Below are 21,263 nucleotides of genomic sequence, written 5' to 3'. Positions count from 1 at the left end.
GCGGGCCCGCGCGACGTCGCGCAACCGCCTGCCAGGCGACAAAGGCCTGCACCGGGCAGGTCTCGGCATGACGGCCGCGCGGCAGACCGATCTCGGCGCCCTGCCCTGCCCCGTCCGTCTTGCTGCGCAGGATGCGGAGCCGCAAACCGCCCGCGACTTCCGCCACGTCTTCCACCTGCAGTCCAACCAGCTCCGAACGGCGCAAGGCGCCGGCGAAGCCGAAGAGCAGCAGCGCACGATCGCGCCGCCCGCGGGCCGAGACGTCGCAGGTCGCGACCAGCTGACGCAGCAAAGCGAGTGTCAGGGGCGCCGCCTTCTGCGGTGGCCGGCCATGCTGACGCAGCAGCCCCTGCAGCGGACCCTGGATGTCGCGATGCGACGGGTTCCACGGCAGATCGTTGAAGCGGTGCATCTTGCCGAGCGCCGCGAGCCGGCGCCGGATCGTGTTCGGCGCGTGGCTCTCGGCGAGGCTCGCGAGATAGGCGCCGACCACGGCGGGCGCGGCCGGCACCGGCACGAAGCCATGCGCCGCGCACCAGTCGGCGAAATGCTGCCAGTCCGCGCGATAGGCCCGCATGGTGTTCGGGGCCGCCGCCCGCTGCGCGAGCGTCTCGGCATGGGCGAGCGCTTGCGCCCCGGCCTCGGACAAGGCCGCGATTCGCCCCGTTTCGGCGGGAAGGACTGGGTGGAGATCGCTCTCAGGGCGGGGTGTCGCGGCCATGAACAGAGAGTCTCCGAAGCCCCTCTCAGAAAGCAAGTCGAATAATGATGCTATGCGTGATAAGCGGTCCCTTATCGCGCTTAACCGGGGCCTCAACGCACAGGGGACAAGCCATGAAAACAAATGGTGCGGCATTTGCTGGGATCGACACCGCCAAGGCCCGCAAACCTACATCTCCGGCCGACTATGGCATCAGATCTTCTTCTCACTAGTCAAGGCCAACGAGTCGATCACCGGGGTAATCGAACGCTTGAACGGCAAGGTGATGCGCCGGTTCGGCATCAGCCGACGGAATCTGTTTGAGACCATTGAGCGATCTGCTCTGGCAACTCTGCCGGGCGATGACTACGTCCCGCTCCTCAAATGACGAGTAGCACCCGGCACGTACCGTCCCCCTTCTGCTCGGCAGATCGGCGATCAACGCATTTCGGATGCGGGTGGTGCGCTGCCATAGTGAAGCCACCTATCCTAGAACTTCCCTTGTCCGGTCAACTCTCTTCCTAGTCTCAGGCTTGGTCCAGTCCCTCACCCGCCTCGACGCGGTTTCGGCCGGTTCGTTTTGCCCGATAAAGCGCACGATCCGCACGTTTCAGCAACTCATTAACATCGCGATCATTGGGAGAACGAGTGGCCGTCCCGATACTCACAGTGAACGTGATAGAGCCAGGAACCCGTGCGTCGTCCAGACTTTGGCGCTCACAGTGCCGCCGGATCGTCTCCGAGATCTCGTAAGCCTCGTCAGCACCGACGGCTGGCAGCGCGGCCACGAATTCTTCCCCTCCCCATCGGGCAAACAAGCTTCTTCCATTCAGCAGATTTTCGCCTATGGTCGCAATCAACCGCAGTACGTCGTCCCCTATGTCGTGGCCGTGCTGATCGTTGATCGCCTTGAAAAGATCCAGGTCAAGAATGAAAACCGACAATGTTCCTCCTCGCTGGAACTCCTTCTCAAGAAAATTCATAAACCGGCGGCGATTGGGTAGGCCAGTCAGCATATCCGTCATTGCTTCTTTTTTGAGAAGTTCAATAAGGCGGACACGATCTGAGACGTCTCGTACAATTCCGATAAATTCCGGCTTTCCGTTTACCACGATTTTTGAGACTGCAACTTCGACTGGTATCAAGGAACCGTCGCGGCGTCGACCAAAGACGCTGTTGGTTTTGTCCATGCGTGGCGCGGTTGCGCGCCTATGCTTGGGTTGATAGGATTCAGAAAATTCGTAAACCCTCCGAGGATGCGTCGCTCTTAGCGCCTCAGGCAACAGTATCTCGACCGGTTTACCGATGACTTCAGCCGACGAATAGCCAAAAAGATTTTCAGCGGCTTGATTGAACAATGTGACCTGCCGATTCCAATCCATCGTTATGATGGCGTCGTAAGCCAGATCGACGATGGCCCGATATCGCGTCGAGCGACTATCGTCCGCCTCTTCCTCCAAGTTCTGTTTCTTACCTATCTCAAAACCCGTCAAGACGACATGAGATGGAGCAGCAGACGTATTGCGAGACCATATTGTGGCAAGCATCAGTTGCCAAGCGCCGTCTTCCTTGTGATGCGTGTATGTTTGTTCGGAATCCTGGAGGGAGCCGCCCGTAAAGCACCGACGCAGCTTCTCATTCAGATAAGATAGGACTGAAGTTCTAGATAATTCATCTAGTATAATTTTATCCGAAACGTGATTCCTTGGATCCAGATCTATCATCCGGCAAAATTGATCATTGAAGACACGCGCAACAAGGCGCCCTTCTTCATCGAGCTCAATCACGCCAGCGCATGTATGGATCTCATCCAACGTCGGCGATCCTTTGGGGTCAATGCCAATAGAGCCGCTATGGCCACGAACATTATTCCTTGCTTACGGCAAGAGTTTAGCGGTTGGCAAGCGTGAGATCGACCCCGGCGGAGTGCGGAGAGACCTGGTGGATTGCCGCTTCTTCGACGGTTCGCATCTGTCCAGCGCTACCACCCTACCCGTTCGACATTAACATCCCTCGCCGCAAGCTGGCAGAAGGACACTGGTGATCCACCTCAGGGTGCGACCTTTGAGGGCTGTTCGCCTTCTCAGCAACATGGCGCAGACTGCCTCAGATGGCGGTCAGCGTCGATCGGACCATGCGCAAAATCTCGGCACGGCGCCGGAAAAAGCTGTCACTATCCCGCAAGGCGATGCTGCGCTCGGACCCCAGTTCCCCGGTGATGTCGATGTCTTCGACAATGCGGGCAGGTCGGTTAGAGAAGACGATGATGCGGTCCGCAAGAAAGATGGCTTCTTCTACGTCGTGGGTTACGAAGAGAATAGTTTTCATTTCCTCGCTTTGAATGCGCCGCAGCTCGATCTGCAGCTGCTCGCGGCGCTGCGCGTCGAGCGCACCGAAGGGCTCATCCATCAGCAGCACCTCGGAGCCGGCGGCAAGGGTGCGCGCGATGGCGACCCGCTGGCGCATGCCGCCCGATATCCGGCTCGGATAGGCCTCGGCAAAATCCGCGAGGCCGACCAACTCCAGATAGTGCTGGGCGCGCGCCGCTTTCGCCTTGGAGGATAGGTCGCGCCGATAGCGCATCCCGAAAGCCACGTTCTGCCGCACCGTCAACCACGGAAAGGAGGAGTAAGACTGGAAAACCATGCCGCGACGCTCGTCCGGCGGCCCCACCTGGCTCCCTTCCAGCCAAATAGCACCGGTGCTCGGCGCGTCCAGCCCACCCACCATGCGCATGAGCGTTGTCTTGCCGCAGCCGGAGGGGCCAAGGAAGACGACGAACTGGCCGCGCGGCACCACGAGGTTGAAAGGTGTTTCTACTACCGGAAGACCATCGAAGTACTTGGTCACTCGATCGAAGACGAGATAGCTGTCTCGGCGAGGGTTCATCGTCCGGCGTCCTGATTGCGGAACATCCAACCGTGCAGCGCCCTCATCACCTGATCGGTGACAAGGCCGACAATTCCAATGACAAAGACGCCGGCCATAACCTCATCGGTCTTCATATAGCGCCTCGCGGTCCAGATGACATAGCCGAGACCATTATCAGCAGCGACGATCTCCGCGAGAATGAGATAAGTCCAGCACCAGCCGAGGGTGATACGCAGGTTGTTGACGAGCGCCGGCAACATCGCGCGCCAGATGATGTCCCGCAGAATCTCGTAGGGCCGGGCGCCGAGGGTACGTGCCACTTCGACATATTCATGGGGAACGCGATTGGCGTCGTCGACCACCAGAAGCACCAGCTGAAAGAAGGTTCCAAGCCATAGAAGAAAGATCTTCGTCTCTTCCCCCACGCCGAACCAGATGATGCTGATGGGGATCAGGGCGGGTGTCGGTAGATAGCGAATGAAATCGATGATCGGCTCCAACGCCGCACTGACTGGACGGAAACTGCTCATCAGCATGCCAATCGGAATCGCCATGACTGCGGAGAGAAGAAAAGCCGTCAAAATGCGACCGATGGAAATCAGGGCATTGCCGATTATCTCCCCCTGCATCGTCATCGAGTACAGCGTGCTGAGGATATCGAGCGGGGCAGGCAGAAAGGTCGGGTCCAGCAGATCGCACCAGGATGCGATCTGCCAGAGCAGCATAACGAGGAAACTACTGCCGAGCGCCACGGCAACCCTGGCGCGCCGAGAGAGTACGCCACGGAAGGCGAAAGCCGTTCCTAGTCTTCCCGTCATTTCAGGTCGGAGGGCGTAATGCTGGCAAGGGGCGCAGGATCGAAGGACTGCCCGGCCGAAAGCTGATGATCTGAGGCACCATTGGCAAGATTGAGCTTCATGAGGGTATCGAAAACCCCATAGATCGGCCCCGGCTTGTCGGCGGTTCCAAAGTATTTCTGCGCCGTCGCCAAAGACGTATAGGTCAAGCTCCCGTCGATGCTGGCTTTGAAATCCTTGGCCCCCAGATCGAAATGCGGCGCGGCAAGACGAATGAAATCCGCTGGATCGATGTTGTAGTAGGCGATCGCCTTGTAGATGCCAATCAGAAACTTCTTGAAGGTCGCGGGATCCGCCGCAAGCTTCGCTTTGTTGACGATGATGGCGTCGATGATGGTGCCAGGATAGCTTGCACTGGAAATCAGAATATGCGCACCGCGTCGCGCATCGATTTTCACCGCCTGGTCCATGAAGGGCTGAAAGGTGCCGATGGCCGCAATGCTCTTGTCCGAGAAGACGGAAAGCGCATCGGAGCCGGCGACCTGCTTGATATGCACGTCCTTGTAACTCAAGCCTGCGCGCTCCAGTTCCAACTGCAGAAGTAGATAGGCGGGAATATCAGTCTCCATGGCAACGGTCGTGCCCTTGAGGTCAGCCACGGATTTGATCGCCCCATCGGCTACAACGCCATCCCCACCATCAGATTCGTCGATCGTGCCAATCATGACGCCCGGCGTGGAGGGGCTGCGGGGGCGGCGCTGATAGTCGTCGACAGTACGCATGTCGACGTCGATGTCGCCGCGCTCAATGCCGGCCAGGGCATCCGATTGCTCGTCGTCAACTTTCACGGTGACTTTGAGACCGAGCGCCTTGAAGTAACCCAGGTCGCTTGCCACGAAGACGGGAGCGAAGCCCGACCAGTTGTTGCAGATGACGCGCACGGGCGTGTCGGCGGCCTCTGCCGAAATTGGCCTAAGGAAGAGGGCCACCGCAACAAGAGCGGTTGTGGCGAGCGAGCCGAGAAGACGAGTCATTGTCATACTCTCTGATCCTTTCGCAGCGGGGTTAAGATGAGCTGGGATCCGCATCGCCAACCCAGCGATTCATGCCGACCGGATAGTCGAGCATGCGCCGGTACATGGCGCGGTAATGGGGCATCCATTCGGAGGCTTCGCGCAGCAGGCGCTCGCGCTGTGGGGTGAGGCTCTGCATGATGGCGCGCGCCTCTTGGCGCAAAGCGGCCTCGTCGATACGCGTCAGCCGACCATGGTCGAAGACGATCTCGCCGGCGACGATGGTGCGGAGGACAGCACGGCCAGGCTCACAAAAGACGAGCTGCCGGGGAAGGTCGTTCAGCGGCGTGAAGGGCAAAGTATCTAGGTCGAGCACCGCGAGGTCGGCCTGATAGCCGGGTGCGATCCGCCCGATGCGATCGGCCTGGCGCGCCGCCTGCGCTCCACCCTGGAACAGGCATTTCAGGATCTCAGGCGCAGACGGCCAGGAGTCCGGATCGGGGTCACCGATGGTGTGCACCAGCCCCGCAAGCTTCACGACAGACCATAGATTGACGGCGTCATCGGCAATCAATTCATCGGAGCCGAGCGCGATGGGAACGCCCGCCCGCGCCAATCGTCGGAAGGGCATAATGCCGCTGCCCAGACGCAGATTGCTGATCGGATTGTGCACCACCTGCGCGCCGCTGCGGGCCAGCCGCGCGATATCTGCGTCATCGATCCACACGGCATGAATCACATTCATTCGCGCCGAAAGCAGTCCGAGGTCATCGACATGCGCGATGAGGGAGCGGCCGCACAAGTTGGTCTCACCGAAGACGCGCTGCAGCCGGGTCTCCAGCATGTGGATGTAAAAGGGCAGATCGCGCTCTGCACTCAGCCGGTCCAGGGCACGAAAATACGGCTCTGTCACGCGCTGCGGGGCAGAGCAGGACACGGCCGCCCGCAGCCGCCCATCGGCCGCACCGTGCCAGTGGCCAATCATGTCCTGATACTGGTCAAGCAGCTCCGCCGCATCCATGGGCGGCGCCTGCTCCAGGCGAGCACGCAGCGCGGGCGGTACAAGATCGCGCAAAAAGGGTAGTTTCTCGGCCTCGGGCCGGTTCGGCTGGTCGAGCGCGACGGTTGCCCGCATGCCGATATCGCGATACGCGGAGAAGACGGCATCCACTTCGGCGCGCGTTGGCACCGGCAGGAAGAAGGCGTCATCCTGCACCATGGTAATGCCAAGCTTCAGCATCTCGGCCGCCGCGAGCTGGGTACGAATGTAGGCAGCGTGCGGAGACATCGCGGCATCCGGCCCGCTCGGCACTTCGTAGAGCATGAAAAGCTCGAGCGGCAGGCTATCCAGTGCGCCTTTGAGGAAATTCGCCGGCGAATGAAAATGGGCGTTGATCAGGCCCGGCAGGATGAGATGCCCTTCCGAGGGAATGACCTGATCGCCGGGCAGCCTCTGACTCTCGAGCGTTTCGCCGACCGCCAAAATACGCCCGGCCTGCACAAGGATGTCACCTCGCAACCATTCCGGGTTAGCGGGATCCTGCGTTAGGATGTGGCCGCCGCGCAGGAAAAGGCGCGGCGTGGAAGTTCGATTCTGTTCGCAGGGGTGTGGAGCGCTGCCACCCGACCCCCGATAGTTGTCGCTCATCGCTGACACCATCGACTGGACGGGCACGCCAACCCACTATTTTCCGCAACCGGAAAAGCGCTCGTTAACGAGAATAACCGAGCGAGATCCCGCTAATCAAGTCTAAGATTTACATAAAATAGGCAAAAATGGGGATCATATGCGCTGGATACGGCCATTTGCTTAATTTTTAAGCAAAATTGCAGGTGATTGCTGCGCTGGTCTCTCTCGGCAGGGCAATTTAGATCGCAACGTAGTCGACTTGCAGGGCGACGCGGCTAAGGGGCGCCCACGGCTGCGTCACCCATCACGAGCGTTGTCGCCTATGGCCACTGTGGTGTGCCGCGGGCACGCTCACCGGAAAGGGCCAAAAAGTAGCGCCCTGCTGGCCTTGTCGTTCAGATGCTCCAGGAACGCTCGCACGGCGGGATTCGTCCGTCTGCTGGTCGGCCAAAGCGCGGCGATGATGTCCCGTTCCACGGCAAAGGCCTCGAGGACCGGCACCAATTCCCCGCGAGCGACGTAGGGAGCTGCGATGAAGGATGCACTCATGCCGATGCCACCCCCTGCGGCCAGCGTCGCCACCACCACTTGACTCGCGTCGACGACGATACCGGAGGCGGGCACCAATTCGATCTCGCGCTCGCCGAGCCGGAACGGCCAGCGGAAGATCTGTCCGCTGCTCTGATATCTAAGATTGACGGTGTCGTGCGCGGCCAGTTCGTCCGGGTGGCGCGGGGTGCCCCGCGCCGCCAGATAGCTGGGGGATGCGAAGGCGCAGAGCCGTAGCGGTCCGAGACGGCGCGACAGCAAGCGGGAATCTGCCAGTTCGCCGATACGAATGGCGACATCGATGCCTTGATCGACGATGTCGACCAGTCGGTCGTCCAGACGGAGATCGACCGTCACCTTGGGATAGCGTGCGCGGAACGCAGGCAGGAGAGGCGCGATCAGATGCAGCCCGGTCGGCAGTGACGCCGCGATGCGCAAGGTGCCGTTCGGTTCGGCGCGCGTGGCCTTCGCCGCCTGTTCGATTTCCTCGGCATCCCGCAACAGCCGCACGGCCCGCTCATGCAACTCGCGCCCCTCCGGCGTCAGGGTGAGGGAGCGCGTCGTCCGGGTGAAAAGCGAGACACCCAGGCGCTCTTCCAAACGCTGCACGCTCTTGCTGACGGCGGAGGGAGAGATTGCGAGGGCATGGGCAGCAGCGGTGAAACTACCGAGCGATCCGGCCCGCGCAAAAGCGATCAGGCCAGTTAGGCGCTCCAAACCGATTTGTTCCTTCATGGCATGAGTAAATCGAATTGCAGCACGATTATCAATCAAAACTGACGTGGCTACATCCCTTCTTCAGATGCGAGGAGGGGAGCGCCCTATGAGCGATGTGATGAAAGTGGTTCGCCTGCATGCCTTCGGCGGCCCAGACAGACTGGTCTATGAGGATGCGCCGAAGCCAAGGCTCGGCGCGGGTGAAGTGTTGGTGCGGGTTCATGCCGTAGGCGTCAATCCGCCCGACTGGTATCTGCGCGAAGGCTACGCGATGCTGCCACCCGAATGGCAGCCGAAGGTCACCTTCCCGATCATTCCCGGCACGGACATATCGGGCGTGGTCGAGTTCGTCGCGCCCGACGTGCAGGGGTTCGCCTATGGGGACGCAGTCTATGCCATGGTGCGTTTCCCCATAGGTCTGGCTGGGGAAAGCCGCGCCTATGCCGAGTATGTTGCCGTCCCCGCGACGGAGCTTGCCCTGAAGCCGGTGGGCATCGACCATGCGCATGCCGCCGCAGCGCCGATGTCTCTTCTGACCGCCTGGCAGTTTCTGATCGACCTCGGGCACGAAGAGCCGAACCCGCTCCAGCCGCATCCGCACGTCCCTGTGCCGCTAGAAGGCAAGACTGTCCTCGTCAATGGCGCGGCGGGTGGCGTAGGCCATCTTCTCGTGCAATTGGCGAAGTGGCGCGGGGCGCGCGTTATCGCCGTCGCCTCCGGCAGCCACGAGGCGTTTCTGCGCGATCTCGGCGCCGATGTCTTCATCGACTACCGCACAACCACGGCGGAGGATGCCGTCCGTGATCTCGACCTCGTGGTCGATGCGGTGGGCGGCCCCGAGACCGGGCGCTTCCTGCGGACACTGAAGCCCGGCGGCGCACTCTTCCCGATCTTCCCGCTCGGTTTCGATGACAAGGGAGAGGCCGAACGTCGTGGCATCACCGTCTCCACCACGCAGGTCCGCTCGAACGGGGCGCAGCTCACAGAAATCGCACCCCTGCTCGCCCAGGGCACGATCCGCCTCGCCATCGACAGCCGCTTCGCCCTTTCCGATGCGAGCAAAGCCCATCTGCGGGCCGCGAGCGGCCATCTCCGCGGCAAGATCGTGCTCACCGTCGGGCCGGAAGACGCTGCATGAGCGACGCCAAGACACGCCAGGGCACGTTGGCCTGGTTCGCCATGGTCGGGCGGCTGATGTGCGAGGCGGCGACGGGTGCCCGGTTCGCCCCAACCCTGCATTGGTCGCTCGTGGAGCGCTACGTGGACGGCACGAGGTTGCCGAACGGGCAGCATGCAAGGCCTGCGCTTCGACCTCGTGAACGGCGTCCCTGCCTTCACGATCGGCGTCGAGGAGGGGGAACGCGGCGATGTCACCCTCGAAATAAGCGCCGCGGCCGCCCGCGAACTGAATTCGCTCTATACGAGCGACCCGGCCTATCACGCTGCGCTTGCCCGCATGGCGGAGTCCGGCGAGATACGCGTCACGGGCGATCTGTCGCCGATGATGGACTGGCTTCATGCAATCCATGACCCGATCGTTGATCACACGGTGTGAAAAGCGACGTTGGGCATGGCAGTGGATCTTCTTGCCGAAGTCACGCGCGACGCGAATGTGGCTGCACGTCTACTCACGGAGCATCTTGAGAAGACGACCAACATACCCCTGAATGTCTTCAGCGACACCATACGACTGGCAGAGCGGATGCTCTGTTTATCTTCGCTCCGCGAGCCTGCCGCCGGTCAGGAGATCTTGGCCGTTGCGGCCGCTGAGAGTGCCGAGGACCCCCTGGCTATCGTTACGTTCGTGATCACCGGCCACACCTCTGGTCGGTGGACCCTCACGGGTGTCATCGCGATCGTGCTCGGTGGCACCACCCGGCATACCCTCGCCAATGAATTAGGATCGCTTCCTTCCCGCACCGCGTTCCTGGGTAGCAAGCGTTGGACCGGCCTCTGCCGAGGCGATGCCGTCGAAAAGTGCGTCGGATGTGAGGAATTGGGTCACGTCGCGGAAGGTGCGGCTCCTATCCGCGCCAAGTGCCGCTTCGAAGGCAGTCTGCGCCTCGGCCCAAAGCGCCTCGCTCTCTCGAAGCTTGCTCTGGCCGGTTGGGGTCAGGCGAATGAGCCGGTTGCGTCGGTCCAATGGATCGACGGCGATAGCGATGTAGCCCTCGCGCTCGAGCGGTTTCAACGTATGGGTCAGTCCGCCCGAATCCATGATGAGAGCCGCTGCGAGACGGCCAGTGGTGACCGGCTGGGACCGGCCGATCTCCGCTAGAATGGCCCGCTGCGTCGTCCTCAGTCCGGTCGGTGCGAGGATATGATCGTAGAGTTGGGAAATGCGCCGCGTTGCCTTGCGCAACGCCGTGCAACTGCACGGGCTCTCACCGCTGATGCGCGACTTGGCCACCCTGTCTCCCGTGCTGGAGAAACCCTCTCTAAGTATCAGCATATGCGGTGAAGCATTTCAATCGGCGGAGCTGGCCTGTTCCTCGTCTTCTGTCAGGCACGTTTATGATGTCTACCTTGACGAGAGGAACGGCTGACCCATACGCAGAATGCCTTGACGTGTTCGTTTGCATATGCAGGTAATCCTGCGGGCGCAGTGACGCTCCAGCGCGGCGGGACCATCTGGCTCCGCCCGAGTGCCAATTGAAGGGATCATTGCCTTGGAAGATGGCAGCGCTCTCCCTTCGCGGTCTTCCCGCCCCTTCGGCCATCGCTACGCCTTTGTCGTCGTGGGCGTCGTGTTTCTGTGCCTGCTTGTCTCGGCGGGGGTGCGCGGCGCGCCGGGCGTTCTGCTCCTGCCCTGGCAGGCGGATTTCGGCTGGAGCAGGGCCGTGATCAGCCTGGCCGCGGCCATAGGCATCTTTCTGTATGGGCTGATGGGCCCCTTTGCGGCCGCACTCTTCTACCGCTTCGGCGTACGGCGCGTGATGATGCTGGCTTTCGCCCTCATCGCCGCCGCCACGCTGAGCAGCCGTTTCATGACCCAGCCCTGGCAGCTCGTGGCCACCTGGGGCCTCCTGTCTGGCCTCGCCACTGGCTGCCTTGCTAATGTACTCGGCGCTCTCATTGCAGCACGCTGGTTCCTGGTGCATCGCGGCCTCGTTCTCGGCATCCTGACGGCAAGCACGGCCACCGGCACGCTGATCTTCACCCCGGTGCTCTCGGCCATCACCACCACCGATGGGTGGCGCACTGCCGTGCTCCTCATCGCCGGCGCCGCTCTCGCCATGATACCGCTGATCGCCCTTCTGCTGCCTGAACGGCCGGATGCGATCGGGCTGCGGCCCTGGGGCGCTCTAGCCGATAGCGGGTCGGCCATCCCACCGCGCTACACCTCGCTCTGGCGCCATGCGCTGGATGGGCTGATCCTCGGGGTGAAGAACCGCACCTTCTGGCTTCTTTTTGCGACTTTCTATATTTGCGGCTTCACCACGAACGGGCTTGTCGGCACCCATCTCATCGCGCTCTGCGCCGATCACGGTATTCCCGAAACCCGTGCCTCCGGTCTCCTCGCATTGATGGGCTTCTTCGACCTCATCGGCACCACCTTGTCTGGCTGGCTGACGGACCGCTTCGACTCGCGGAAGCTCCTATTCGTCTATTACGGCTTGCGAGGCCTTGCCCTCATCTACTTGCCCTATTCCGGTTTCGGTCTCTTCGGCCTCGCGGCATTCGGTGTCTTTTTCGGATTGGATTGGATCGCGACCGTCCCGCCCACCGTGCGGCTGGCGACCGAAGCCTTTGGTGATACCAAGATGCCGATCATCTTCGGCTGGATCGTGGCCGGTCATCAGCTCGGTGCTGCAAGCGCCGCCTTTCTGGGCGGCCTCACCCGAACCTTGGACGGCAGCTACCTGCCTGCCTTTCTCTTCGCCGGGGTGCTTGGCCTCGTGGCGGCCTTCCTCTCCATCTACATCGGCGAGGCGGAACGGCGGCCCGCCCTGTCTCCATCTCGATGATACAACTGCTGCGCCGCCTCGGGTTTCTGTTCGCCATCCTACTCGCGCTCGGATGCGGCACGCTGCTCCTTCTACGAAACACTCATCCCCAGTGGTTCGCCCCTCTCTGGCAGAAGGTGGCGGGGCTCGGCCTTCCGCTCTCCGGGCAGCTAAGCCTCGTGAATGCCAAGACCGGCGCGCCCTTCACCTCGGCCAATCTGCAGGGCGGCTGGAGCCTGGTTTATTTCGGCTATACCTTCTGCCCCGACGTCTGCTCGGCGGATCTTACGAAAGCGGTACAAGCCATTGCGATGATGGAAACCGAGGCGCCGGGTCTCACACCGATCTTCATCACGGTGGACCCCGTGCGGGATACGCCAGCCGTCATGGCCCGCTATGTCGCATTGTTTAGCCCCCGGCTGCTCGGCCTGACTGGCAGCGTAACCGCAATTGCTGAAGCCGAACGGATGTTTCGTGTGTATGCCAGCAAACAGACCCTCCCCAACGGGGGCGGCGCCTATCTCATGAACCATTCGACCTTCTTCTATCTGGTCAACCCGGCAGGGCGGGTCACGGCGCTCCTATCGCCTGAATTGACGGCACCCGCCCTGGCGAAGGCGCTGTCGCGCGTGTTGGCGCACGGGTGAGCGCTGCAGGCGGCTGACAGAGATCCGAGTATCACAGATGCCGCAGCGCCCACTGCTGCCGCTTTCATGAGCCGACTGGACCTACCCGGTTGACGTCTCGTGCGTGATTAACCGGACGCCTGTTCACCACCATATGTCGGATCCAGCGCCCTTCCCTTCACACCGACCTATCGGACGTGCGCGCTGGCGCGATGATCTTTCTCCACGATCAATGCCGTCCAATCTTCAAACAATCGGCGAAACACCATTTTATCGGCATGAGACAGCCATGCACGCTCAATCGCCCGATGCCGCGCTGCACACCACATTTCCTCTGTCCAAGCCTCGGTGGTGCGGATCAGTTCGCTCGCCTCGTCTATGTCACGATAGGTCGCTCCAGCATCGCCAATCAGCGCTGCCAAAGGGGAAACATCCGCTACCAGACAGTAGCAGCCGGTCGCCATCGCGGCGACGACAGGGGACGCCTGCCCCACTGCCGTAGCGGCCTCATCACCGGTCGGGTCTATCGTATGGACACAGATTGAGGCGGCTCCTACGAGAGCAGAAAGGTCATCGCGGGGATCCGTGAGACGAGTACCCGCGGGCCCATCCTGCCCATCGGCGGCCCACGCATTGGCATAATGCTCTCCACGTAGGTCACTGCCTGCCCAAAGAACGAATCGATGATGGGGAAACCGCTCCGCCGTTTCTAGAAAGAGATCCGAGCCCTTGCGCGGAAGACCCGGCGAGAGGCCGACCACCAGGCGGTGATCTTTCTGATCGGAAAGCCTGCATGCCGCGCTCTCGAAGGCTACTGGCAAAGGAACTAAGCGCGGGTCAGAGACGCCGATTACAGCGATCTGCTGCGGAGAAGCGTATACCGCTCTGGCATGGACCTGGTTCAGCCAGGCGGCGATGTCCGGTGGTGTCGCCTCGCAATCCTCCAATCGTACCGTCACGGGCAGTCCCGCCTCTACGAGACAAGCTCTCTGGTCCTGTGCCAAGCGGAGTGTATGGACATGAATGACATCGGGTTGGACCATGGCAATCGCCTGTGCCAGAGATCCATCATGAATGGGAGTTCCGCCGGGATCACGCGGAGTGCCCGGCCCGCTTCGCCATACCGCCACAGTCACACCCCAGCTTCGCACGCACTGCAACTCCATCTCGACAGCGCTTTCCCGCGAATGAGGATAATGCCAGACCACGTATAAAACCCGTGGCCGTCGCGGTGGAGACGGCGGCGGAAACCACTTGTTTCGAATGACGATGTCGTCTGGTCCATACGGCACTAAGCTCGTAATTCTCTCATCATCGCACCGGCGATAATGGGCCGCGATGACAGGGATAGGCTTTGCCGGCTTATCGACTGTGTAGCGCAGCACAAGATCCCAGTCGAGGAGACGTCGCAGCGCAGCGTCCCATCCTCCATAAGCATCGACGAGCGAACGTCGATGCACGAGACTACTCGTGTCTATGAAGTTGCCCGCCAGAAGTGCCCCGCGGTCGAATGGGGACCATAAGATGCGGGTTTGATCAAGATTATGATCGTCCGTCACGAGAGCACCGTAGACCAAATCGACCTCCGGTTCTCTCGCTAAACAGTCCACAGCGCGCGCAAGAAAATTTGGATACCAAACGTTGTCACTGTCTATGTAAGCAATCAATGGTGCACTGGTTTCGACAAGTCCGCGGTTTCGAGCCGCGGCCGCCCCGCCTCTTGGCTGCCTGACCATTCTTATGCGAGGGTCTGCAAGAAAAGGATCAAGCGTGACAGTGAGGTCATCACTGCTGCCGTCGTCGACGATGACAAGCTCCCAGCTGCGGAAGCTCTGTGCCTGTACGCTTGCAATAGCGTCACCAAGAATTGCCCTGCGGTTGTAGGTTGGTAGAATGACGGCAACCGCTGGATCGGGGAGGCAAGCCACCGCGTGATGTACGCCTGCTGCTTGACCTACCGGGCTTTCGATCAGGAGAGTTTCGAGGCGAAGCACCCGATGCCGCCAGGCACTCTCCTCCGCGGCGGCCTTTTCCTTCAACCCGGCAATCTCCGCATCCTTGAGCGACAACTGTCCGAGGAAGAACGCTTGTTTCTCCGCAAGCTCGGCCGTCAGAGTGGCGAGCTTTGCATCAGACGAGTCCAACCGAAGCTGGAAGTCGGTGATGGCAGACAGTCTCTGCGTCAGTGGATACAGTGTGTTATTCAGCGTCTCCTGCTCGGCCGCGCGGTCCAGGCGCAAGGACGTGATTTGATCCTGCAGTTCGGAGACTGCGCGCGTGACGGCAGATTGTGCGAGGTCTAGCTGATGAAGATGAGCCTCTGTCCGCCGGAAGCGCGTATCCATTTCGAAGCGTAATGGCCGCAGCACCGCGTTCCGAAAGCGTCTGGCCCCCGGCCGAATGTCCAACCCGGCATGCGCCAATCCGTTGACGACCCAGCGAAAGACAGTCACGGAATCACCCACGCCTGGCCTCACTCGCTGTCGGTTGGCGACAGGACGCCACCGATCATGTCCGAGATACGACTACAACCGAAAGTTGCTAAAAAGCATTGTCTGAAGACCCCGACGAAGGGGCGCACGCAAACGCCAGTGATCCCCAAGCTGCTTATCAGCCTCATCCGGGGAGAATCGCGCATGGCCAGACCAGGAATATACCGTGATTTCTCCGATCCAAATCTTCTCGCCCGCATCGTAGATGTCAACGCGAACATGGTCGAACCCCTCGCCCAGCTGCTCGGCAATTTCAATCATCTCTGAAAGACGTTCGGGCTTAGGAAACTCCCGCTGCAACTCACGGGTAAAATGCCAATTCAAGCGTGTCCAGTCGGGCGTGTGAAAGGCGCCGTTACGGATTCGCCCATCTTCGACAAAAACTGTGTTGATGACGGCGACTTTGCCATCAAAGACAAAAAGACGAACCTCCTCGGGCTCGGTTCCGGCCGCCGTGGTGACCGTCCGCTCGATCATCAAGCGACGGGGCACCGTCGTGTATCCGGGTTCATCATAGGTGGTGCCATGGCATAAGGTCAGCCAAGCCCCTGCCCGAGCCCGCAGATCCGCTTGATCGACGGGATCATCACGTCCGACCATTATGACTTGGCCGCTTGCATGCGTGCTCTTGAGGGCAAAAGGCGGCACTATACGGTCGAACGGAATGTCCTCCGGCGCTCCCGCCCACAGAAGCGGTGTCAGCAGCTCATCGCCGATACGTGATTTTATGAACTCTCTGACCGCTAGCTTGTCACATAGGATGGCGAAGGCCGGGTTTTGATCAAAGACCTTTCGCCATTGCATCTTCTCCGTGTAGCGGCGCGGTCTCAAAATCCGTGGAGGCCTACCATGAGCCCGCTGGTAGGCTGCGCTCACCCGCTTCAGCCTGTCTTGCCAGTGGGCGATACTTCGCCACTTCGCCTCGAATCTTCCTTGGCCAATCATGCCTCCGCCGCTCCCGGTCCATCGGCTCCATAATCGACGCTATCTCCTCGTGTCTAACCCGCAACGTCAACTAAATCCATCACGGCGAGGAGAAGACCAAAGGATATGCATATTTTCCTGGCAGATGGGGGCTTTCACGAGGGTCGCGAGCATGATGTTGTTCCGAGCCCGATCGACGCGTGGAAGCCATGCCACGCCGGTCTTGCCTCTTGATCAGCGCTCGGGGCTACAATCACGCGAGTGTGGGGCAAGCATCAGCCGGCTGGGTTCAACGTCAGACTTGGTATAGGGGGGTTATCGACTCCCGCTCACCCAGGTTCCTCGATAGGAGCAAAAAACCTCTGATCTCAAGAGTCGGTTGACCTAGCCTTCATCCTGATCTTTGGTCGTTGCTCGAGGATAGCATCGCGCCCGGCGGCCATGTCGTTGCGCCCGCCGAGGCCCGTTGAGCAGTGAGACCTGCGTTGATTGTTGGATCGTCAGGGGCCTGGTGGGCTCCCATCAGATTGAGGCCTTCGGGCCTGGCGACCCGTACCTCGCATCGCGCCAGTGGATGAAGTTGCAACGCCCCTTACGTCCGTGCGCACGCCGTTCAACAACCAGACGGCGCCATCAGGGCCGGACGGAGCCGCCTTGCCTCACGTTCCGCACCGGCTCTCCAGGCCCATTGACAGGCTGCGCGGACCGCGCCAGTGAGCGCCATGCGCGTCTTTCCGGCAATGCTCGGGCTATGCCTGCTGGCCTTCGCGCCCCATGCGCGCGCGGCTGATCTGTTCTTCCGAACCTCGGACGGCGTGCGCCTACATGCGATCACCGCCGGCCCCGCGACCGCGCCGACCATTGTGCTGATCCCTGGCTGGACCATGCCGGCCTGGATCTTCACGCCGCAGATCAAAACCTTCTCGCGGCAGTATCGCGTCGTGGTGCTGGACCCGCGCGGCCAGGGCGAGAGCGAGATCGCGCCCGCCGGCTATAATGATCAGCGTCGCGGCCAGGATATCGCGGAATTGCTGCAACATCTCGGGCCGCGCCCCGTGCTGCTGGGGGGCTGGTCCCTCGGCGTGCTGGACGTGCTGGCCTATGTCCACACCCATGGGAATGCGCGCGTCGCGGGCCTGGTTCTGATCGATAATTCCGTGGGCGAACTGCCGGCGCCCCGGCCATCCCCGCCGCACCACGGCCCCCAGCCACCCTGGCCGGTGGCCATGCGCGCCTTCGTCCACAGCATGTTCCAGCATCCCCAGCCGCCTGCCTATCTGGACCAGCTCACCGCCGCCGCCTTGCAGACGCCGAAATGGGCGGCAGACGCGTTGCTGCGCTACCCGGAACCGCGCAGCTACTGGCGGGACGCGCTCTACGCCACAAGCAAGCCCGTGCTCTACATCGTCCGCCCAGGTCTCGCGGGCCAGGCCGCCAATGTCGCCCGCAACGACCCGCAGGCGGAAACCGTGGTGCTGCGGGGCGTCGGCCACGCGCTGTTCGTGGACGACCCTGCCCGCTTCGATGCGCTGCTGCTCACCTTCATCCAACACCGCGTCTGGCCCCGCTAGAATGTTCAGGCTTTTCCTCGTCTCGGCCGCCACCATCGGTTTCGAGATCGCGCTGACCCGCGCCTTCGCGGTCGCCACTTGGTCGGCCTATGGCTACTGGGTCATCTCCATCGTCCTTGCCGGCTTCGCCATTTCCGGCGTGGTCCTGGCGCTGGCCGAGACCTGGTTTGAGCGGCATCTGCGCGCGGCCCTTGCCTGGCTGCCGGCCGGCATCATCCTCGCCATCGGCTTCGGCGCCTTCACGGCAGATCTCGATCCCTTCAACCCACTCCGGCTGCAAAACCCCGTAACCTTCGGGAACGAGTTCCTCAACATCCTGCTCTACTACGCCTGCCTGCTGCCGGCCTTCGTGCTGGCCGGGTTGTTCGTCGGCCTTTCCTTCATTGCCGCACCCGGCCGGCTCGGCCGTGTCTATGCCGCGGATCTGCTGGGGGCCGGTTGCGGCGCGCTCGGCATCCTGGCGGCGATGTATCGCGTGCCCCCCTTCTTCCTGCCGCTGGTGCTGCTGGTGCCGGTGGCCTTCGCCGCCCGCGGTCGCCTGCCCGCTTTCGCCGCCGGCGCGGCTTTGCTCGCCGCCGGAGCGCCGCTGCTTTTCGCCAATCCCGGTGGCTTCTCTGAATTCAAGGCCATCTACGCGCCGCTGCATGTGCCGGGCAGCCAGGTTACCCAAAGCTGGGCCTCGCCGCGCGGGCTGTTCATGGTGCTGAATGATTTCACCGAGCGGGTGGATATCGACGTTTCCAACAACGCCGCGATGCTCGGGCTCAGCGGTCCGCCCCGCGCCCCTGGCCTCTATCGTGACGGAGACCGTATCGCCACCCTGGTCCCCGCACAGGGCGCCAAGCTCGGTTTCGCGCCGAGCGAACTCGCCGCCCTGCCCTATGGGCTCATCGCCCATCCCCGCGTGCTTCTCATCGGCGCCTCGGGCGGCTGGCATAGTCTCGAGGCACGCAAACTCGGCGCCACCTCTATCACCACGGTGGAGACCAACCCGGTGCTGCGCCGGGCGGCGCGCCGGAACGGCCCCGAACTGGGCCCCGTCTCCGGCGCCTCCCCCGTCGCCGTGGCGCGACAGGAAGCATGGGACATCATCGACATCGCCGCGGATTTCCTCGACGCCGATCCGCCCAATGCCAGCGCCTTCGCGGCCGAGGCGATGGCGACCTATCTGCGCCATCTGACCCCTGGGGGGATCCTGTCCATCCCGGTCTCGATCCGCGAATTTCCCTCCTATACGCTCAAGGTTCTGGCAACCGCGCAGCTTGCCCTGCGTGAAGCCGGCATGACCGATCCCGCCGCGCATCTGCTGGTCTATCGGTCCGCCTGGAATGCCCGGGTGCTGGTGTCCTCGACCCCCTTCACCCCAGCGCAGATCAAGGTGGCGCAAGCATTCTGCGACAACTTCTCCTTCGATATCAGCTACTACCAGGGCATGAACGTGGTCGCGGCACGGGCCAATCTCTATAACGACCTGCCGCCGGTCTCTTTTCAAAGCGGCCAGGTCGATAGCGGCGGCGGCTTGCAAGACGCGATTGCCGACGAGGCTCCTGCGATCCTCGCGGGCCAACCCACGGATTCCGGCCGCGCTTTCGATCTGTCGCCGATCACGCTCGACCGCCCGTTCTATTATGATGTGCTGCGGCTCGGTCAGCTCGGCCTGATCCTCAAGCGCATCGAGCTTCTGCCGCAGGCGGAGCTTGGCCCGCTGGTCAATCTCGCGGTTCTGGCGCAGGCGGCGGTGATCGCGCTCATCGTGCTGGCGCTGCCGCTTCTGGCGGGGCGCCGCTTGCGCGCAGCCGGCACGGGCCGGGCGGCTGTGTATTTCTCCGCACTTGGCCTCGGCTTTCTCTTCGTCGAACTGGTCCTGATCCAATACGCGAGCGTCTATCTCGATGACGCGACGCTGGGTTTCGCCGTCATCCTCGCCGGCATGCTGATCTCCGCCGGAATGGGCAGCCTCGCCAGCGGGCGGATACAGCGCCCGCGCCGCGCGATGTGGATTGCGGTCATCGGCGTGCTTGCCTGGCTGCTGGTGCTCAGGCTCGGCGCCTGGCCCGCGATGCTGGCGACACTCGATTGGGCTCTGCCGCTGCGCGTGGTGTTGGTCCTGCTGGCCGCCGCCCCGGTGGCCTTCGCCATGGGCATGCCCTTTCCGCTTGGCCTTGGACGCATGGGAAGAGGCCCGTTTCTGCCCTGGGCATGGGCGCTGAACGGCGCCTTCTCCGTGGTCGCCACCCCCCTCGCCAACCTGCTCGCGGTGCAGCATGGCTTCAGCCTCGTTCTAGGCGCCGCCGGACTGATGTATGCAGTCGCCGCGCTATGCTTCCCCCATCCCAGGAGTGCCTCTTGAACCAGCATCTCACGCGCCGTCACGTCGTCGCCACCGCCATCGGCCTGCCGGTCATCGCCGCAGCCTCGCGGGCCCAGGCTCAAAGCGCGCCGCCGCCACCGGCCGGCCATGGCGTTGACGTCGCCCGGGGCGGCTGGACGCACCAGACCTTCGAGGCGGCGATGCGTGCCAGCGGCCGCCCCGTCACTATTTCTGATGCCGAGTTCGCCGCGATTCAGGCCCGCAGGCCCGCGGCCTTGGCGCTGACGGAGTCCTACCTCAAAACCCATCTCGGCCATGCCGACCCGGCCGTGCTCGCCGCCTTCGCCACCGTGCCGCGTGAATATTATCAGTACAACTACGAGGCCAAAGTGGCTCTAGCCGGCGACACTTATGAGGCGGAGCCCAAGCCCTGGGCGATCGGCTATGGCTCCGCCCTCTCGGACTATCTCGGTCAGGCCTATATGACCCAGGTACTGAAGCCGGCGCCGGGCCAGACCACGCTCGAAATCGGCACCGGCAGCGGCTATCAGAGTTCGGTGCTCTCGCGCATCGTCGACAAGGCCTATTCGATCGAGATCATCGCGCCGCTTGGTAAAGCGGTCCACAACATCTTCGCGCCGCTCGGCTACGACAATGTCTTCTCCCGTGTGGGTGATGGCTATTACGGCTGGCCCGAGGTTGAGGGTGGCTTCGACCGCATCATCGTCACCTGTGCTGCGGAATACGCGCCGCCCAACCTGTTTAAGCAGCTTAAGCCCGGCGGCGTCATGCTGATTCCGATCGGCCAGCCCTTCAAGCGCGGACAGTTTCTGTACGTCTATACGAAGGACGAACACGGAAAGATCCATTCGCGGCGCGATGTCGGCGTCTACTTCATCCCGATGACCGGCGCGATCATGAAGCAGGCGGCCGCGCAGTAACCGCCCCTGCGGCACGTCACTGTCACGTTGAGGGAGTCAACGCCGCAACGCGCGGGAGTGAGTGGTGTTATGTCGCCTACTTGAACCGCACCGGGTTTCCCGGAGGCTCCAACTTCCAAGTAGAGTGGAGCTATGACGAGCAAGACGACGAACAAATTCAGCCCTGAGGTTCGG

At 62.1% G+C, this 21,263-nt stretch carries 18 protein-coding genes; 8 read left to right on the top strand and 10 right to left on the bottom strand.

All coding sequences use genetic code 11. The features are described from left to right. On the bottom strand, nt 1-721 hold a 721-nt coding region (locus ACYQ6W_RS21735), incomplete at its 3' end, for a site-specific integrase (protein ID WP_459678282.1). Nucleotides 722-773: 52 nt separating this feature from the next. Between ACYQ6W_RS21735 and ACYQ6W_RS21730 the strand changes: the two genes are divergently transcribed. After that, nucleotides 774-1,088: a hypothetical protein gene (locus tag ACYQ6W_RS21730; protein ID WP_459678280.1), complete on the top strand. Its 315-nt coding sequence runs from the start codon at nt 774-776 to the stop codon at nt 1,086-1,088. A gap of 139 nt (nt 1,089-1,227) precedes the next feature. Here the strand turns inward: ACYQ6W_RS21730 and ACYQ6W_RS21725 are convergent, their stop codons facing one another. From ACYQ6W_RS21725 to ACYQ6W_RS21700, 6 genes are all read right to left on the bottom strand, one after another. Then, on the bottom strand, nt 1,228-2,514 hold the full coding sequence (locus ACYQ6W_RS21725; protein ID WP_459678279.1) for a sensor domain-containing diguanylate cyclase: 1,287 nt from the start codon (nt 2,512-2,514) through the stop codon (nt 1,228-1,230). Nucleotides 2,515-2,806: 292 nt separating this feature from the next. Next, complete coding sequence (locus ACYQ6W_RS21720; RefSeq protein WP_459678277.1) at nt 2,807-3,619, bottom strand: ABC transporter ATP-binding protein; 813 nt, start codon at nt 3,617-3,619, stop codon at nt 2,807-2,809. Beyond that, a complete protein-coding gene (locus tag ACYQ6W_RS21715) occupies nt 3,586-4,323 on the bottom strand; it encodes an ABC transporter permease (RefSeq protein WP_459678275.1) in 738 nt (245 codons plus the stop codon). The genes ACYQ6W_RS21720 and ACYQ6W_RS21715 overlap by 34 nt, the downstream gene beginning before the upstream one ends. 62 nt (nt 4,324-4,385) lie before the next feature. Beyond that, on the bottom strand, nt 4,386-5,402 hold the full coding sequence (locus ACYQ6W_RS21710) for an ABC transporter substrate-binding protein (RefSeq protein WP_459678273.1): 1,017 nt from the start codon (nt 5,400-5,402) through the stop codon (nt 4,386-4,388). 31 nt (nt 5,403-5,433) lie between these two features. Then, the gene (locus ACYQ6W_RS21705) at nt 5,434-6,900 is read right to left on the bottom strand and encodes an amidohydrolase family protein (protein ID WP_459678272.1); all 1,467 of its coding nucleotides are present in this window, start codon (nt 6,898-6,900) and stop codon (nt 5,434-5,436) included. A 462-nt stretch (nt 6,901-7,362) separates the two neighbouring features. Beyond that, nucleotides 7,363-8,277: a LysR family transcriptional regulator gene (locus ACYQ6W_RS21700; RefSeq protein WP_459678271.1), complete on the bottom strand. Its 915-nt coding sequence runs from the start codon at nt 8,275-8,277 to the stop codon at nt 7,363-7,365. 106 nt (nt 8,278-8,383) lie between these two features. On the opposite strand from ACYQ6W_RS21700, the gene ACYQ6W_RS21695 reads away from it, so the two are divergent. Both ACYQ6W_RS21695 and ACYQ6W_RS21690 read left to right on the top strand, forming a co-directional pair. Next, nucleotides 8,384-9,415 (top strand): NADP-dependent oxidoreductase, encoded by a 1,032-nt coding sequence (locus ACYQ6W_RS21695; protein ID WP_459678270.1) that lies wholly within the window; start codon nt 8,384-8,386, stop codon nt 9,413-9,415. A 153-nt stretch (nt 9,416-9,568) separates the two neighbouring features. Further along, entirely contained in the window at nt 9,569-9,832 is a 264-nt protein-coding gene (locus tag ACYQ6W_RS21690; RefSeq protein ID WP_459678269.1) for a hypothetical protein, read from the top strand. A 342-nt stretch (nt 9,833-10,174) separates the two neighbouring features. On the opposite strand, the gene ACYQ6W_RS21685 is transcribed toward ACYQ6W_RS21690, so the two are convergent. Beyond that, on the bottom strand, nt 10,175-10,729 hold the full coding sequence (locus tag ACYQ6W_RS21685; protein WP_459678268.1) for a MarR family winged helix-turn-helix transcriptional regulator: 555 nt from the start codon (nt 10,727-10,729) through the stop codon (nt 10,175-10,177). Between the two features lie 217 nt (nt 10,730-10,946). On the opposite strand from ACYQ6W_RS21685, the gene ACYQ6W_RS21680 reads away from it, so the two are divergent. Both ACYQ6W_RS21680 and ACYQ6W_RS21675 read left to right on the top strand, forming a co-directional pair. After that, nucleotides 10,947-12,245: an MFS transporter gene (locus tag ACYQ6W_RS21680; protein ID WP_459678265.1), complete on the top strand. Its 1,299-nt coding sequence runs from the start codon at nt 10,947-10,949 to the stop codon at nt 12,243-12,245. Beyond that, nucleotides 12,242-12,871, top strand: coding sequence for an SCO family protein (locus tag ACYQ6W_RS21675; RefSeq protein WP_459678263.1), 630 nt, complete (start codon nt 12,242-12,244; stop codon nt 12,869-12,871). The genes ACYQ6W_RS21680 and ACYQ6W_RS21675 overlap by 4 nt, the downstream gene beginning before the upstream one ends. A gap of 167 nt (nt 12,872-13,038) precedes the next feature. Here the strand turns inward: ACYQ6W_RS21675 and ACYQ6W_RS21670 are convergent, their stop codons facing one another. Next, the gene (locus ACYQ6W_RS21670; RefSeq protein ID WP_459678262.1) at nt 13,039-15,315 is read right to left on the bottom strand and encodes a glycosyltransferase; all 2,277 of its coding nucleotides are present in this window, start codon (nt 15,313-15,315) and stop codon (nt 13,039-13,041) included. A gap of 60 nt (nt 15,316-15,375) precedes the next feature. After that, entirely contained in the window at nt 15,376-16,146 is a 771-nt protein-coding gene (locus ACYQ6W_RS21665; protein ID WP_459678259.1) for an ATP-grasp fold amidoligase family protein, read from the bottom strand. Between the two features lie 842 nt (nt 16,147-16,988). Between ACYQ6W_RS21665 and ACYQ6W_RS21660 the strand changes: the two genes are divergently transcribed. Genes ACYQ6W_RS21660 through ACYQ6W_RS21650 form a run of 3 tightly spaced genes read left to right on the top strand, consistent with a single transcriptional unit; the run spans nt 16,989 to nt 21,089 of the window. Continuing rightward, the gene (locus tag ACYQ6W_RS21660) at nt 16,989-17,837 is read left to right on the top strand and encodes an alpha/beta fold hydrolase (RefSeq protein ID WP_459678284.1); all 849 of its coding nucleotides are present in this window, start codon (nt 16,989-16,991) and stop codon (nt 17,835-17,837) included. 1 nt (nt 17,838) lies between these two features. Beyond that, nucleotides 17,839-20,187 carry a spermidine synthase family protein gene (locus tag ACYQ6W_RS21655; RefSeq protein WP_459678257.1) on the top strand — a complete coding sequence of 783 codons (2,349 nt, stop codon included), beginning with the start codon at nt 17,839-17,841 and terminating at the stop codon, nt 20,185-20,187. Beyond that, complete coding sequence (locus ACYQ6W_RS21650) at nt 20,184-21,089, top strand: protein-L-isoaspartate O-methyltransferase family protein (RefSeq protein WP_459678255.1); 906 nt, start codon at nt 20,184-20,186, stop codon at nt 21,087-21,089. Before ACYQ6W_RS21655 ends, ACYQ6W_RS21650 begins: the two co-directional genes overlap by 4 nt. Nucleotides 21,090-21,263 lie beyond the last annotated feature (174 nt).

It is taken from the genome of Acidisoma sp. 7E03, from assembly GCF_054665075.1.
Note: the sequence above shows the minus strand (reverse complement) of the source record. Positions and strands in the feature narration are given on the sequence as shown.

What these genes read in the sequence shown, in the direction of transcription:
- ACYQ6W_RS21675 (WP_459678263.1), top strand. Translation starts at nt 12,242, where the DNA reads ATGATACAACTGCTGCGCCGCCTCGGGTTTCTGTTCGCCATCCTACTC.
- ACYQ6W_RS21710 (WP_459678273.1), bottom strand. Translation starts at nt 5,402, where the DNA reads ATGACTCGTCTTCTCGGCTCGCTCGCCACAACCGCTCTTGTTGCGGTG.
- ACYQ6W_RS21660 (WP_459678284.1), top strand. Translation starts at nt 16,989, where the DNA reads ATGCGCGTCTTTCCGGCAATGCTCGGGCTATGCCTGCTGGCCTTCGCG.
- ACYQ6W_RS21690 (WP_459678269.1), top strand. Translation starts at nt 9,569, where the DNA reads ATGCAAGGCCTGCGCTTCGACCTCGTGAACGGCGTCCCTGCCTTCACG.
- ACYQ6W_RS21685 (WP_459678268.1), bottom strand. Translation starts at nt 10,729, where the DNA reads ATGCTGATACTTAGAGAGGGTTTCTCCAGCACGGGAGACAGGGTGGCC.
- ACYQ6W_RS21695 (WP_459678270.1), top strand. Translation starts at nt 8,384, where the DNA reads ATGAGCGATGTGATGAAAGTGGTTCGCCTGCATGCCTTCGGCGGCCCA.
- ACYQ6W_RS21655 (WP_459678257.1), top strand. Translation starts at nt 17,839, where the DNA reads ATGTTCAGGCTTTTCCTCGTCTCGGCCGCCACCATCGGTTTCGAGATC.
- ACYQ6W_RS21665 (WP_459678259.1), bottom strand. Translation starts at nt 16,146, where the DNA reads ATGCAATGGCGAAAGGTCTTTGATCAAAACCCGGCCTTCGCCATCCTA.
- ACYQ6W_RS21730 (WP_459678280.1), top strand. Translation starts at nt 774, where the DNA reads ATGCGTGATAAGCGGTCCCTTATCGCGCTTAACCGGGGCCTCAACGCA.